At 29.5% G+C, this 15329-nt stretch carries 12 protein-coding genes, 1 riboswitch and 1 other annotated feature; of the genes, 6 read left to right on the top strand and 6 right to left on the bottom strand.

Annotated elements, in window-relative coordinates; genetic code table 11:
• Nucleotides 1–331: 331 nt before the first annotated feature.
• From BUB83_RS08980 to BUB83_RS08965, 4 genes are all read left to right on the top strand, one after another.
• The gene (locus BUB83_RS08980) at nt 332–1639 is read left to right on the top strand and encodes an ABC transporter substrate-binding protein (protein ID WP_073338121.1); all 1308 of its coding nucleotides are present in this window, start codon (nt 332–334) and stop codon (nt 1637–1639) included.
• An 87-nt stretch (nt 1640–1726) separates the two neighbouring features.
• Nucleotides 1727–2617 (top strand): carbohydrate ABC transporter permease, encoded by an 891-nt coding sequence (locus BUB83_RS08975; RefSeq protein ID WP_073338120.1) that lies wholly within the window; start codon nt 1727–1729, stop codon nt 2615–2617.
• Nucleotides 2604–3416 (top strand): carbohydrate ABC transporter permease, encoded by an 813-nt coding sequence (locus BUB83_RS08970; protein ID WP_423231141.1) that lies wholly within the window; start codon nt 2604–2606, stop codon nt 3414–3416. The genes BUB83_RS08975 and BUB83_RS08970 overlap by 14 nt, the downstream gene beginning before the upstream one ends.
• 110 nt (nt 3417–3526) lie before the next feature.
• Nucleotides 3527–3696, top strand: a riboswitch (Lysine riboswitch).
• A 69-nt stretch (nt 3697–3765) separates the two neighbouring features.
• Nucleotides 3766–5520, top strand: a complete 1755-nt coding sequence (locus tag BUB83_RS08965; protein ID WP_341465347.1) for a Na+/H+ antiporter NhaC family protein — start codon at nt 3766–3768, stop codon at nt 5518–5520.
• Between the two features lie 281 nt (nt 5521–5801).
• Here BUB83_RS08965 and trpB read toward each other — a convergent pair whose 3' ends face one another.
• The 4 genes from trpB to BUB83_RS08945 form a co-directional block, all read right to left on the bottom strand.
• On the bottom strand, nt 5802–6983 hold the full coding sequence (trpB, locus tag BUB83_RS08960; protein WP_073338118.1) for a tryptophan synthase subunit beta: 1182 nt from the start codon (nt 6981–6983) through the stop codon (nt 5802–5804).
• An 85-nt stretch (nt 6984–7068) separates the two neighbouring features.
• Nucleotides 7069–7614 carry a tryptophan transporter gene (locus BUB83_RS08955; RefSeq protein WP_073338117.1) on the bottom strand — a complete coding sequence of 182 codons (546 nt, stop codon included), beginning with the start codon at nt 7612–7614 and terminating at the stop codon, nt 7069–7071.
• 135 nt (nt 7615–7749) lie between these two features.
• Nucleotides 7750–8015, bottom strand: a binding site (T-box leader).
• Between the two features lie 128 nt (nt 8016–8143).
• On the bottom strand, nt 8144–8353 hold the full coding sequence (locus BUB83_RS08950) for a DUF378 domain-containing protein (RefSeq protein WP_073338116.1): 210 nt from the start codon (nt 8351–8353) through the stop codon (nt 8144–8146).
• A gap of 133 nt (nt 8354–8486) precedes the next feature.
• Nucleotides 8487–8951, bottom strand: a complete 465-nt coding sequence (locus BUB83_RS08945; RefSeq protein WP_073338115.1) for an Lrp/AsnC ligand binding domain-containing protein — start codon at nt 8949–8951, stop codon at nt 8487–8489.
• Nucleotides 8952–9291: 340 nt separating this feature from the next.
• Between BUB83_RS08945 and BUB83_RS08940 the strand changes: the two genes are divergently transcribed.
• Together BUB83_RS08940 and BUB83_RS08935 are read left to right on the top strand one after the other, a co-directional pair.
• A complete protein-coding gene (locus BUB83_RS08940) occupies nt 9292–9696 on the top strand; it encodes a hypothetical protein (RefSeq protein WP_073338114.1) in 405 nt (134 codons plus the stop codon).
• Between the two features lie 59 nt (nt 9697–9755).
• Nucleotides 9756–10529: a histidinol-phosphatase HisJ family protein gene (locus BUB83_RS08935; RefSeq protein WP_073338113.1), complete on the top strand. Its 774-nt coding sequence runs from the start codon at nt 9756–9758 to the stop codon at nt 10527–10529.
• A 93-nt stretch (nt 10530–10622) separates the two neighbouring features.
• Here BUB83_RS08935 and BUB83_RS08930 read toward each other — a convergent pair whose 3' ends face one another.
• Nucleotides 10623–11867, bottom strand: a complete 1245-nt coding sequence (locus BUB83_RS08930; RefSeq protein ID WP_084133479.1) for a CehA/McbA family metallohydrolase — start codon at nt 11865–11867, stop codon at nt 10623–10625.
• Between the two features lie 116 nt (nt 11868–11983).
• Entirely contained in the window at nt 11984–15184 is a 3201-nt protein-coding gene (locus BUB83_RS08925) for a vitamin B12-dependent ribonucleotide reductase (protein ID WP_073338181.1), read from the bottom strand.
• Nucleotides 15185–15329: the final 145 nt, after the last annotated feature.

The following is a 15329-nucleotide window of genomic DNA, read 5'->3' as shown; positions in this document are numbered from 1 at the left end:
TTTTATTTATATGTAAGATATATGATCATTAAATTGGTATTAGTTGATTTAAAGATAATTAAAAGTATGAATTAATGAAAAAAATGATTAAAGAATAAAAAAACTATTTACAAATAACATAACATTTGTTATATTAAACATAGAAAACGTTTTAATTACTAAAAAAATAGGAGTTAGTTCTAAAACCAATAGTATTTAATGTGTGGTAAGATTTAACTTTAACTATTTTGAAGTAGTAAAATTTCTAGCTAAAAATAATTAATTAAAATTATTAATTAATTATAGAGTGGTGGAAAAGGTTTTCTAAAATAAATTTCTGGGGGGAATTTTTATGAAAAAATTTTTATCTGTACTTTTATCTTCACTTTTAGTGGTTTCGTTAGCAGCTTGCGGAACTAAAAATGAAACTGCAAGTAATGAAGGTGAGAAAAATGATGTAGCTGTAGAAGAAAATCAAAAAATTACTATTTGGGCATGGGATCCAAACTTCAACATCGCAATTATGGATAAAGCTAAAGAACTTTATGCAGCTGAAAATCCAAATGTTGAAATCGAAATTGTGGAATTTGCCAAAGGCGATTTAGAACAAAAATTACACACTAATTTAGCTTCAGGTTTGACAGACGGTTTACCAGATATAGTTTTAATTGAAGATTATAATGCACAAAAATATTTAGAATCTTATCCAGGTAGTTTTGAAGACTTGACTGGTAAAATGAATTATTCGGATTTTGCACCTTATAAAGTTGCATTATCTACATTTGAAGATAAAGTTTATAGTGTACCTTTTGATTCTGGGGTTACTGGATTCTACTACAGAAGTGATTATTTAGAAGAAGCAGGATATAAAGCAGAAGATTTACAAAACCTTACTTGGGATGAATTTATTGAAATAGGTAAAGTAGTTTTAGAAAAAACAGGAAAACAAATGTTAGCTTTAGACCCTAATGATGGTGGATTAATGAGAGTTATGATGAACTCAGCAGGTTCTTGGTACTTCAATGAAAAAGGTGAAGTAGATATGGCTAATAATGCGGCTATTAAAGAAGCTATGAGAATTTATAAAGAATTATTTGATTCAGGAATTACTAAAACAACTTCTGGTTGGGGAGAATGGGTAGGAGCTATTAACTCTGGAGATGTTGCTTCTATAACTACAGGGGTATGGATTACTGGATCAGTTAAAGCAGAAGCTACACAAGAAGGAAAATGGGCAGTTGCAACAACACCTAGATTAAACTTAGATGGTGCAGTTAATGCATCCAATCTTGGCGGATCAAGCTGGTATGTATTATCAAGTTCAAAAGTTGCTGATACAGCAGTTGATTTCTTAAACAAAAGTTATGCTTCAAATGTTGATTTTTATCAAGAAATTCTAGTTGGTCAAGGAGCTGTTTGTTCTTATATTCCTTCACAAACAGGAGAAGCTTATTCAGCAGAAGATTCTTTCTTTGGTGGACAAAAAGTATATGAGGATATGTCTAAATGGATGCAAGAAATACCAGCATTAAACTATGGAATGTACACTTATGAAGCTGATGCAGCAATCTTTGCAAACATGACTTCAGTTTACGGCGGTGGATCAATAGATGAAGCTTTAAAAAATGCTGAAGATCAAGTTAAATCACAAATTCAATAATTATAATTTGAAGCAAATTTCTATAAAGTTATATTAAATAAAGGGAAAGTGATGTTTCCCTTTATTTTTTTAGAAAGGAAGATAATTATGAACATTAAAAGTTTAAAAAAAAATCTTACTGGTTGGACATTTGTAATAATATCATTAGTGCTTGTTGGCCTCTTTAGTGTTTATCCTATAATTAGTTCATTAATATTATCTACTATGTCAGGTAAAGGCGTGGTTTATACGTTTAATGGGTTAGGTAATATTAAAAGATTATTTTCTGACCCGGTTTTTATAACTGCATTAAAGAATACTTTTATATATTTTATTTTTCAAGTACCTATTATGTTAACTTGCGCAATCTTTTTTGCGGTACTATTGAACGATAAAAAATTAAAGTTTAGAGGTTTTTTTAGAACAGCCATATTTTTACCTTGTGTTACATCATTAGTTGCTTATTCTATATTATTTAAAAGTATGTTTGGCGCAGATGGATTAGTAAATACGATTTTAACAAGCATTCATATAATAAATACGCCTATTGCATGGTTATCTGATCCATTTTGGGCAAAGGTTACTGTAATTATTGCTATAACTTGGAGATGGACAGGATATAATATGATTTTCTATTTAGCTGGTTTACAAAATATTGATCCTTCTATATATGAAGCAGCTGAAATTGATGGAGCAAGTAAATTTAGACAGTTCAAGGCTATTACTATTCCAATGTTAAAGCCAATTGTATTATTTACTTCCATAATGTCTACTATTGGTACACTTCAATTGTTTGATGAGGTAGTAAATTTGACTAGTGGTGGAGCGTCAACATCTTCATTAAGTGCAACACTTACTTTATCACAATATATTTATGATTTATCCTTTAAGTATGTACCTAATTTTGGATATGCGGCCACTGTATCTTACGTTATTGTGATTATTATAGCTGTATTATCTATAATTCAATTTAAAGTGGCAGGTGATGATAATGTATAAAGTAAAAGGAACGATTAAATATATATTTTTGAGTATAGCAGCTTTTGTATCTATATTCCCATTTGTTTGGATGGTGATAGGGGCTACCAATTCAGCAAAAGATATTATTGTTGGGAAAATGACACCAGGAACTGAGTTTTTAAATAATTTTAAGAAATTATTAGAAATGACTGATTTGGGTAGAGTTCTATGGAACTCAGCAAAAATATCTATCATTTCTACACTGTTATTACTTTTTATTTCCTCTTTTGCAGGATATGGGTTTGAAATTTATAAATCTAAAATAAAAGATAAGTTTTATTCAGTTATTTTATTGACCATGATGGTTCCTTTTGCTGCATTAATGATTCCTTTATTTAAATTTTTTACCAAAATGGGATTGCTTGATAGTCATATTGCAGTTATCTTGCCAACAGTTGCAACGGCTTTTATGATTTTCTTTTTTAGACAAAATACAAAGTCTTTTCCTAAAGAACTTATACAAGCAGCTAGAGTAGATGGTCTTAATGAATGGCAGATATTCTTTTATATCTATGTACCAACTATGAAATCTACTTATGCAGCAGCTGGAATAATAGCATTTATGACTAGTTGGAATAACTTTCTATGGCCACTTATCATATTACAGTCAGACAAACAAAAGACTATTACTTTAGTTATATCGTCTTTATCATCAGCTTATTTTCCAGAATATGGGGTTATAATGATGGCTATAGTTATTGCTACTTTACCTACACTTTTAATATTCTTCTTGTTACAAAAGAGTTTTGTGGAAGGTATGTTGGGTTCTGTAAAGTAAATTTTTGTGGCAATACAATAAGTTGTTAATTTAGTTTGAACAAAATGTAAAATATTTGTTGACAGTGTATAAATTATAATATAATATTTAGGTATAAATAAAATCAAATACTATTAGGTAGAGGTGCGATAATTAAGAGTACCAAAGGGGAGTTAAGCGCTGTGAAACTTTGGAAAAGGATTTGTCGCCGAAATATATATCTTATGCTTTAAGGATGTATATTGGTGTTGCATATAATATGTGTAAGACTGTCACAATTCTGTGGAGGGCTATTATTAATTATATGAATAATTAAGTATATATAATGTGTTGAGCTTATCTCGACACATTTTTTGTTGCGTCTGCAGGCATAGATGATTTAAATAAAGGAGGGAATATTTTGAAAAGAAAAAGTATTTTTATTACATCATTAGTATTATTTCTATTTATATTTGCTACAACGGTTTTAGCTGTAGACCAAGAGGTTCAACAAGCAAATGCTATTAAGTTTGGGATTTTTACTTTATTACCACCGTTGATTGCAATTGTACTAGCATTCATAACAAAAAATGTTGTTTTATCTTTATTTGTAGGAGTTTTTTCAGGGGCATTTTTACTTAATTTAAATGGAATAAATATTTTTTCGGGTATTTTTTATGGATTTTTAAGAGTAATAGAAGAGATACTTGGTTCTTTAGCAGATCCATGGAATGCAGGTATTATATTGCAGTGTCTCGCTATTGGAGGAATGATTGCTTTAATCACTAAAATGGGTGGGGCAAAAGCAATTGCTGAATCATTATCAAAGAAAGCAAAAACAAAAACAAGTGCGCAGCTTATTACATGGTTTTTAGGTATATGTGTATTCTTTGATGATTATGCAAATTCATTAATTGTAGGACCTATAATGAGACCAATTACAGATAAAATGAAAATTTCTAGAGAAAAGTTATCATTTATAGTAGATGCTACAGCAGCGCCTATAGCAGGGATAGCATTGATTTCTACTTGGGTAGGATATGAACTGGGACTTATAAAAGATGGTTTTGAATCAATTGATGCACTTCAAGGAGTGACTATCAAACCATATAATATATTTATTGAAACAATTCCATATAGATTTTATAATATATTAATTCTAGTTTTTATAGTTTTTACTGCAGTCATGCTAAGAGAATTTGGACCTATGCTTACAGCAGAAAGAAGAGCAAGAGAGACTGGAAAAGTTTTAAGAGATGGTGCAAAACCAATGATATCTGATGAAGCAACAGATTTACAACCTGTTGAGGGTATAAAATTAAAGGTTTCAAATGCTTTAGTTCCAATTTTAGTTTTAGTTGTAGGAGCTTTTGCAGGATTTTATTATAATGGATATGTAGCTATCTCAGGTGGAGAAGATACTGTATTGATAGAGTTATTAAAGACAAGACCAGTTTCTTCTTATGCAATTCGTGAGTGCTTTGGGGCTTCTGATGCTGCTATAGTATTATTTCAAGCGGCTTTATTATCAGGTATAGTGGCTATGATAATGGGAGTATCACAAAAGATTTTCACTGTAAGTGAAGCTATTGATACATGGGTATCAGGAATGAAGTCATTATTAATAACTGGAGTAATACTTTTATTAGCTTGGTCATTAAGTGCAGTTATTAAAGAATTAGGGACAGCTGTTTATTTGGTTGAAAAAGTTTTGGCAATTAAATTCCCGGCATTCTTATTACCATCTTTAATATTTATATTAGGATCTATTATTTCTTTTGCGACGGGCACTTCATATGGAACCATGGGTATATTAATGCCATTAACAATACCATTAGCATATGCTTTAGACCCAACACATTCATTTGTAGTTGTAGCTATTAGTGCGGTATTAACAGGTGCAATTTTTGGGGACCATTGTTCTCCGATTTCTGATACAACTATATTGTCTTCTATGGGAGCAGCAGCTGACCATTTAGACCACGTGAAAACCCAATTATATTATGCTTTAGTAGTTGCAGCAGTAGCTGTAATATGTGGTTATATTCCAGCAGGGTTAGGAATGCCTATTTGGTTGATTTTACCAATAGACATTGTTATAATTGGTGTAATTGTTAGATTTGTAGGAAAGAAAGTAGAAGCTTAGTTTTATTATTGATATTATTTTAATTTATAATAAGGTTAGAAGGCGAAGTGATTATTTGTAGGGGCGGGTTTCCATGCCCGCCTGCTGTTTCCCAATAAAATTACAATTACAGTAAAATCGTAATGAAAATATTATACTACTTTCTGTATTTTGTATTTTTTATCAATATTATATATGTAATTTATAGGTATAGCGGGGCGGCGTGGAAACCGCCCCGCTACGAGTTAGTTCGCAATTTTTCTCAATGATGAATCAAAACTAATAAAAACATAAGTATGTTTTTATTTAGCTATTATACTAGCTATTTCCTGTACATCTTTATCTCCACGTCCAGATAAATTTATGATAATAGTTTTTGAACTATCAAGTTCTGCTGCTAGTTTTATAGCATGAGCAATAGCATGAGCACTTTCTATAGCAGGAATTATACCTTCAACTTTTGAAAGTTCTTGGAATGCCTCTATAGCTTCTTCATCTGTTATCGTAACGTATTCTGCTCTGTTTGAGTCTTTATAGAAAGAATGTTCAGGTCCAACACCTGGATAATCTAAACCAGCGGAAACTGAGTATACTGGCAGTGGTTCGCCAACTTCATCTTGAAGTACATAACATTTGAAGCCGTGAATAATTCCTGGTGTACCTAAAGTTAAAGAGGCAGCATGCATATCGGTATCTAATCCTTTTCCGGAAGGCTCTACTCCTACAAATTTTACACTTGAATCATTATAGAAAGGGGAGAATAATCCAATGGCATTACTTCCACCACCAACACAAGCAACTAGGTAATCAGGTAAACATCCTTCAGCTTCTAAAATTTGTTCTTTGGCTTCATTACCTATAACTGATTGAAAGTAATTAACCATTTCAGGATAGGGGTCAGGACCAACTGCTGAACCAAGCATATAATACGTATCTTCATAGTTCACTATAAGGTCTCCTAGAGCTTCATCAACAGCTTCTTTTAATGTTCTCATACCTTTAGTTACTGGAATTACTTTTGCGCCTAAAAGCTCCATTCTGAATACATTCAAAGCTTGTCTTCTTGTGTCTTCTTCACCCATATATATTATACATTCCATATCAAACAAAGAACATACAGTTGCAGTTGCTACACCATGTTGACCAGCACCAGTTTCTGCAATTATTCTTTTCTTACCTAATTTTTTTGCAAGTAATGCTTGACCTATTGTGTTGTTAATTTTATGTGCCCCAGTATGATTTAAATCTTCTCTTTTAAGATAAATTTTAGCACCACCAATTTTATTAGTTAATCTTTCAGCAAAATAAAGTGGACTAGGTCGACCAACATAATTCTTATTATAGTACTGCAATTCCTTTTTGAAATCTTCATCATCCTTATAAGTGAAAAAAGCTTCCTTAACTTCTTCCAAAATACCGCTCAAATTATCAGGTACAAATCTACCTCCAAAATCCCCATAAAAACCTGTTTCTTTGTTATACATAATAAATTGCCTCCTTTTCAAATTTTTTTAAAATTTATAGTAACATATACAAAAGCAAGTGAGTAGATGAAAAGTTATAAACTGGTTAGCTTTGTATAATTTTTGTATCATATATTTTTGAATTAGATATTCTTAATGATTTAGATAATATATTTAAAAGTATAGGTGATAATATAGCATTAACTAGAGCTGTAGGTAATACAACAGAAATAAGTAATATTTTAAAAGGTGCTGGTAAACCAAATAGAATTAATGCAGTAGATAGAAAAACTGTGCCACTTACTACAGTTCCTAATAAGCAAAGGATAATTGCTTTTATATTATTGACAGTATTATACTTTCTTAAAGGAATCAGACACAAAAATGTTAAATGAGATATAATGATTTTATCAATTAAATTCGGAATTTGCCCTCCAGGGAAGGATGTAGTTAAAGCTCCTAAAAGTCCAGCAACTATTCCTGTTAATAATGCAGTTTTATAATCGGAGTCTAATAATATAATCATAAGTAAAATTAATAATATAAAATCAGGTTTGATTCCTCCTAAAAAGCCAGGCATTATGATGTTGATTATTGTTCCTATAGCTAATAAAAGTGAGTGAGTAATTTGTTTTTTAAAATTTTTATTCATTTTGATTTCTCCCCTTATAATTATGTTTTTATTTTCTAAGATGCTAAAGCCTTTATTTAAGAGTTTATAAGTTCACAACAAATTAATCATCTCCTTTACTTTTAAAATTAAATACAAAAAAAACTCCGCCCTATACAATAGGGCGAAGTATTAATTCGCGTTGCCACCTAAATTATACTATTAAAATAATTGAAAATACAACAAATAGTATATCTCATTTCAGATACAAAAATATCCTATGGCTATAACGTGCCAACACGGTAAATACTACTCTTCATAAAAAATGAATTTCGGTTTACTTCTAACAGGGCCATTCACAATAAAACATTGTATTGAGATTCCACCATCCTCAACTCTCTGTGACTAGATTTATAGCTACTAATCCTGATCAAAGAAATTAAATCTTTAATTTATATAAATGATATACCTAATAATTATGTTTGTCAATACTATAAATTAGAAAAGTTAAGCATATTATAAAAAGCTACTGAAAATATCAGCAGCTTTAGAGAAGAAAATTAGTATTAAACTACTTTATATCTCTTGTTTCATTATCTTTGCCAAAGAAAGATATTGCATATAATCCTGCAATTCCAACTAAAGCATATACAACTCTACTAAATGCAGTCAATTCCCCAAATAGTGCAGCTACTAGGTCAAATCTGAAAAATCCAATTAATCCCCAGTTAACAGCCCCAATGATTACTAAAATGAGTGCAGTTATGTCTAATGCTTTCATATAAAACATCTCCTTTAAAAAAAATTTACAAATATAGTATTCGTAAATTTAAAAAAAATATAAGTGTTTAGTAAAAAATATATATTTTTTTATTTTTAGAAGATGTTATGATGATAAGCAAAAAAAGGGCGTATTACAATTGAATATTTCTATCTATTGGTTGAGATAATGATATAAAGGTATCAGTACGCTGAATACCATCAATTGGTTGGATTTTATTCATTAAAAGGCTTTGTAAATCTGAGATATTTCTACAAATAACTTTTGCAAAAACAGAATAATCTCCTGTAGTATAGTGTAATTCAACAATTTCATTGATTTGATTCAATTGATCTAAAACATGATTGTAAGAGGAGGCTTTGTCTAGATAAACACCGATAAAACAGCAAACATCAAAACCAAGTCTAGCGGTATTTAAAATAAGTTTTGTGCCTTTAATAATACCCATTTCCTCCATTTTTTTCATTCTAACATGGATGGTACCTCCACTCACATGGCACTTTCTAGCTATTTCCAAATAAGGAGTTCTAGAGTCTTTAATTAATATTTCTAATATTTGAAGATCTAATTCGTCTAATCCGTTTATATTCAAATTCATAAAATTCACCTCAATTTTTTTAATTGCAATAATATTATACCAAAAATATTGATAATTTATCAAAATAAACATGATGTTATTATAATAAATTATAACATTTATAGTTATAAGAATGCAATATTAATAAAGTAACAAAATAGAGTCGCTATATTACAAAATTGATAATTGCATTAAGAGAACATTTGTTGGAATTATGAATAATTTAATGTTTTTGAGAAAAACACAGCATAATTTAGGGAGGATTATTTGCATATTTGGGAGAGAATATTTGCTTTATTTACTTGATATATATAATTATCATTGTATAATAGAAGAAGAGGTATTTTGAGGAGGGTTGTTAATGGATTGGGTTTATTTAATTTTAAAAATGTTAGCATTAGTAGTTGTTGTATTAATAGCCTACAATTTTTTGAAGATATATCTTTTAGATAAGATTAAAATCAATAAATGGATAGTGCTTATAATGGCTATTATAGTATTTATTCTACCAAACTTTTTTGTGAAGAATGTTAGTATACTTGGCAGTTGGTGGCAATATGTTTATTCAGGTACTTTTGTCATTTTATTTATGTGGTTTATGGATTTGGCTGGCTTAAACAAACGTATGCAATCAAAGGTTGTATCAAACAAAGATGGTAAAAATGTAGTTATTAAGTCTAAAGCAAAACCAACAAGATTAAAGAATTCCAATATGGAAGTTATTGAAACAAAAAAAGGCAAGAAAGCTAAAAAAAATAAAAAGTAAAAAATAGAACAGCAAAACTAAGTTTTGTTGTTTTTGTTATATATAAGGAGAGTGGTTATATGTTTGATACACATGTACACAGTGATTTTTCATCAGATTCAAAAATGAAAATTGAGCATGCCTTAGAGAAAAGAAAACAATTAAATATTAGTATTATTACTACGGAACATGTGGATTTAAATTATCCAGAAGAAAATGAGTTTAAATGTGATTTGGATAAATATTTTAAAAAGTATAATGAGTTAAGAGATGAGAATTTCTTATTAGGTATTGAATTTGGATTAAGTAAAAATAAGACTTATGAATATAAAATATTGGAGAAAAAATATAACTTCGATTATATACTAGGTGCTATTCATGAATATGATGGATTAGATTTATACGCAGCTAAAGAGCTATATCAAAATTATTCAAAACAACAAATGTATGAGAATTACTTAGAATATATAATTGAATGTATAAAGGATAATCCTTATATTGATTCTTTGGCGCATATAGACTATATATGTAGATATGCTAGTTATAAAGATACTGAAATATACTATAAAGGATTTAGTGATTATATTGATGGAGTATTTAAAGAATTAATTTTAAGAGATATTAGTTTAGAAATAAATACAAGAAGATTAGGTATGCCTAGTGCAATTAATAATACAAAGTTATTATGTGAAAGGTATAGAGAATTGGGCGGTAAATATGTAACAATTGGTTCAGATGCTCATCACGAAGATTCTATTGGCAGCAAAATATACTTAGCAGCTGAAATAGCAAAAAGAAATAATTTGAAGATTGTTTACTATAAAAATAGAAAAAAAGAGTACGATAAAGTGTAAAATGTGAAAGATTATAAAAAAATCAATTATTTAAAAGAACTTATTATTTGAAATAATAAGTTCTAATTGTTTTTGTAAGAAAAATCAAGTCATTTATATTACATAAATGGCCGAAGATAAAGCAGAAAGATTACCTTCTAAATTTACTTTTACAACAAACCAATCCATTGAGGAAGCTTTAATCTTTTCATTTATTTCAACTGAGTTAGAATTATAAGAATAGTCAAATATTTTTTTACTATTATTTGAGTATAACTGAATAGAAGTGACTTTATTTATTTTATCGCAAGCTTTTATATAAATATGAACTTCATCACCATTAAAAGGGGAAATAGTACTGCCCATCCATTTATCGTTGGCTATAAATTCTAATTTAAAGGATTTGCTTTCAGTTGAATAAGTTCGTCTTTTTTTTAATGCGTTACAAAAAGATTTTTCACTAAGTCTATTTGCAAGCACTACTGTCAAATTATCAGTATTTCCCCAGTTTTTAAGGTGGTTATCTTGAGAGTTTATAGGGGCCAGTTTCCATCCGTGATCTAACATTTTAAAATATATATTGTAATATTCCTTATATTTAAAAGGTGGAGAACCATTACATACTTCCAATAGCCGTATGGTATTATTTAAACTAGGGTTAAATTTTAATTCACTGATTTTTTTTTGAGGATGGTTAATAGCAACGATAATATTTTTATCTATATTTTCTAAATTTTTTAATCTATCTAGATTTTTCAAATTATTTATTAATTCAGTGGAAAATAAAACATTGATATGATTATCAACAATACCTTTTATTTCGTATCCATAAAGGGCTAAAAAATCATGATGTTTTTTATTGAAACGAAAACATGCATCCTTTAATTTATCCCAATTAGAGATTGAGTTATTGTTGCTGTAATTAGATTTTAATCCTTTGTAGTGGTCGGTTATGATTATAAAATTTAAAGCATTATCATAGGCTTGAGTTAAAGCTTCTTTGGGAGTTCCTTTACCTGTGGATATAGATGTATGGCAATGAGGTATACCATAGTAATGATTATAGGGACTATCAAGGGTATTTACTTTAAAGGAAAAATCATATCTTTCTTTTTTGCCATTAGAAAGCTGTATTTTTATTTTGATTTTATGTTTTCCAATTTTGAGTTCATTTTCAGGTAAAAACTTGAAAAAATTTTTATCAACTTTAGGAAATAATCTTTTATTATCTAAATATAATTTTATTTCTTTTACTTGTTGAAGATCTAATGTTCGTAGATTCCAAGATATTTTTATTTCAGGAAGAAGAGAATCAACTATTTTATTTTCTAAATTACATGTTATTTTTGTATTTTTCATTTATATCCTCTCAATAAGTACTATTAAAGCTCATAGTTTATATTATTAAAATTTGTTTATAAAGGATAATAAAAAAGCACTAAAAGTTTTAAAAATAAACTTTTAGTGCAGAAATTTTAACTACAACCAGTAGTTGAACCACAATCTAAGCAAACTTTGCATGTTCCATTTTTAACCAATCTAGTACTTGAACAAATAGTACAGCAACTATCATATACTCTATGACCTGTAGGTTTGTTTTTATGTTTAGGTTCTTCTTCTTTTTCATGATTTATATGGTTATCAGTGGATGTAAAAGCAACACTACTTTTGCTATATTTATTTTCTACATTAGTATCTTCAGTATATTGCTCAGGTTTCACTTGGCATCTAGTAAAATCACCTAATTCAATATCAATGATTTTACTTATCAAATCAGAGATAGAAGTTACGAATTTAATATATGGATGATTTTTTACAAATCCATAAGGTTCATATTTTTGTCCTCTTAACATATTAGCAATATCATTTGGTGGAACATGATATTGAAGCATTACTGAAATAGATTTTGATAAGGAATTTAGTAATCCCATTATGATAGTACCTTCTCTATCAGTAGTAATATAAACCTCAGCAATTTCACCAGAAGCACTTCTATTTACAGTAGTGTAGAATTTTAAGTCATCAATTTGAGCTGGATGAGTTCTACCAGTTCTAATTCCTGTGATTTTTTCTCGTTTTGAGTAATGATGATCAACACTACTAGGTAAAGAAGCATGCTGTTGAGCTATAACATCTTTTACATAAGGTGACTCTGAGTCATCATATTCATGAGTTTCTTGGATAAAATCATTATTAGTTGACTCAATAGAGTCGCTATTATTTTTAGATAAATTAATTATTTCATCTTTATTATCTATATCTAATTGCAAGTTTTTTGCTTTTTCTAGTAATTCATGGTAAGTTAAATCCTCCAAATTATCGCTAATACTAGTATCTAAAGAGTTATTTAAAGGTTGACTAGCCTTCGAACCATCCCTATACAAAGATATTCCTTTAACACCTAGTTGCCAGGAAGATAAAACTACATTTTTGAAGGCATCAACAGTAGCAGATGCAGGCAAATTAACTGTTTTAGACACAGCACCTGATATTAGTGGAGTTATTGCAGCTACCATTTTCACATGTCCCATTGGGGAAATATATCGTTGACCACTTCCACATACGTTAGCTGTATCAAATATACTTAAATGTTCATCTTTTAGGAAAGGAGCACCTTCCAGTTTTCCGTCAACAATTTTTTCGTATTTAAATCCATCTGTTTCTGTGATTTCTGACTTCATTATATAATTTACTATTTCATCTCTTTCAGTTTTAGAATATCCTAAGTTCTTAAGAGCAAGAGGCAAAACAGGATTTGCTATTGTCATATATCCCCCGCCAGATAATTTTTTGTATACTACGTGGCTAAAGAAGGGTTCAATTGATGTAGCTCCACAATCCATAGCTAAAGAGATAGTGCCAGTAGGGGCGATAACTGAAACTTGAGCATTTCTAAAGCCGTAATTATTACCGAATTCTAAAGCTCTTATCCAAGAATCTTTTAATGCTTTACTTAAATTACCTAATCCAAAAGATTCTAAAGTTAAGTGATTAACTTCTTGAGGTAAATAACCTAAATTCTCGTAAGGTGAGGTAATAACACCTGCAACTCTACAATGATTTCTAATTACTCGTAGCATGGATTTCTTGTTTATTTCATAGCATTCAAAAGGTTCGGAAGCTTTAGCCATCAAAGCTGAAACAAAATAAGATTGACCAGTCATAATTCCTACCAATGAAGCGGTAAATGCTCTTGCTTCATCAGAATTATAAGGAACTCCTTTTACCATTAATAAAGAAGCAAGATTTGCTAGTCCTAGTCCAGTTGTTCTAAATAAATGAGTTTTTCTAGCTATATCTTTAGTTGGAAATTGGCCCCAAAAAACTGAAGCTTCTAAAGCAAGTTGAATTAAGCCTGTAAGATGAATATATGAATCTATATCAAACTCATTATTTGCATCATTATAAAATTTATATACATTTATTGAAGCTAGATTACAAGCAGTGTCATCTAAAAAAGCATACTCTCCACAAGGATTTGTGGAATTAATTCTATTATTAGGAGCGTTATATTTCCCGTTTTCTCCAGAAGGACAAGTATGCCAAGCATTAAAAATATCATCAAACATAGGAGCAGGATCTGCGCATTCCCAAGCTGATTTGTTAAATGTATCCCAAAGATCTGAAACTTTGACTTCTTTACTTACAGAAGAATCTATTCTTCCTTTGAGCCTATGAATTGCAGCAGGATCATTGTGTAAGTTCTCTACCTTTTGCATAAATTTCTTGGAAAAACGAACAGAATTATTACCATTTTGACCAGAAACAGTTTCGTAAGCTTCACCTTCAAAGCTAGCATCATATCCCATTTTTGATAAAGCTCTAACTTTATTTTCTTCTTTAGATTTCCAAGTTATGAAATCGTATATTTCAGGGTGGTCTATATTTAAGCAAAGCATTTTAGCTGCACGTCTAGTTGTTCCACCAGATTTTATTGCGCCGGCATTTCTATCTAGTCCTTTTAGAAAACTCATTAATCCAGAAGAATATCCACCTCCAGAAAGAATTTCACCTACTCCACGAATAGAAGAAAAATTTGTGCCAGTACCAGAACCACCTTTAAATAATTTGGTTTCAGTTACGTATTGCTCAGATATTGAATGGGAGCCAAGTAATTTATCTTCAATTGATAATATAAAACAAGCAGATGCCTGTGTTCTAGAGTATGCATCTAAACATTCTACTACTTTATTTTCTTTGATATCATAGTAAAAATTACCTTGAGAATTACCTTCAATTCCATAAGAAAGTTTTAAGCCTGTATTGAACCATTGAGGAGAATTAGGTGCATACATTTGATTTAACAAAGCATATACCATTTCATCATAGTAGATTTCTTTTTCATTTTCAGATTTTATTAAACCTTCGGAAAAAAGTGCTTCTGCCCAAAAATTAACCATTCTGTGAGCTACCATTTTCATACTATTTTCGTAACCTATCTCATTTGGGATGCCAGTTTTTCTGAAATATTTAGAAGCAATAATATCGCATGCATTTTGAGAATAATGTTCTGGAAATTCTAAATTTTTCATTTCGAAAATTATATCCCCAGTTTTATGATTCTTAATATGTACATTAACTTTTTTCCAAGAAAATAAGTCATATACAGTTTGAGTAGGATTATTTATTAAATCTTTAGTAAAATGTCTTTTAAATAATCCACTTAGTGAAACTATGTTATCCATTAATGTTACCTCCTGAATGCTTTTTAGTGAAAATTGATAAGTGAGTATGTATTATATAAATAATCGCGAACCCCAATATATAGTGCTGGGGATTCTTGAAAACTCCACATATAGTATTATATAAAAATAATTAAAA

It is taken from the genome of Clostridium grantii DSM 8605, assembly GCF_900129965.1.
In the GTDB taxonomy this organism is placed as follows: Bacteria; Bacillota; Clostridia; order Clostridiales; family Clostridiaceae; genus Clostridium_AF; species Clostridium_AF grantii.
This window is presented reverse-complemented; position numbering and strand designations above follow the sequence as displayed.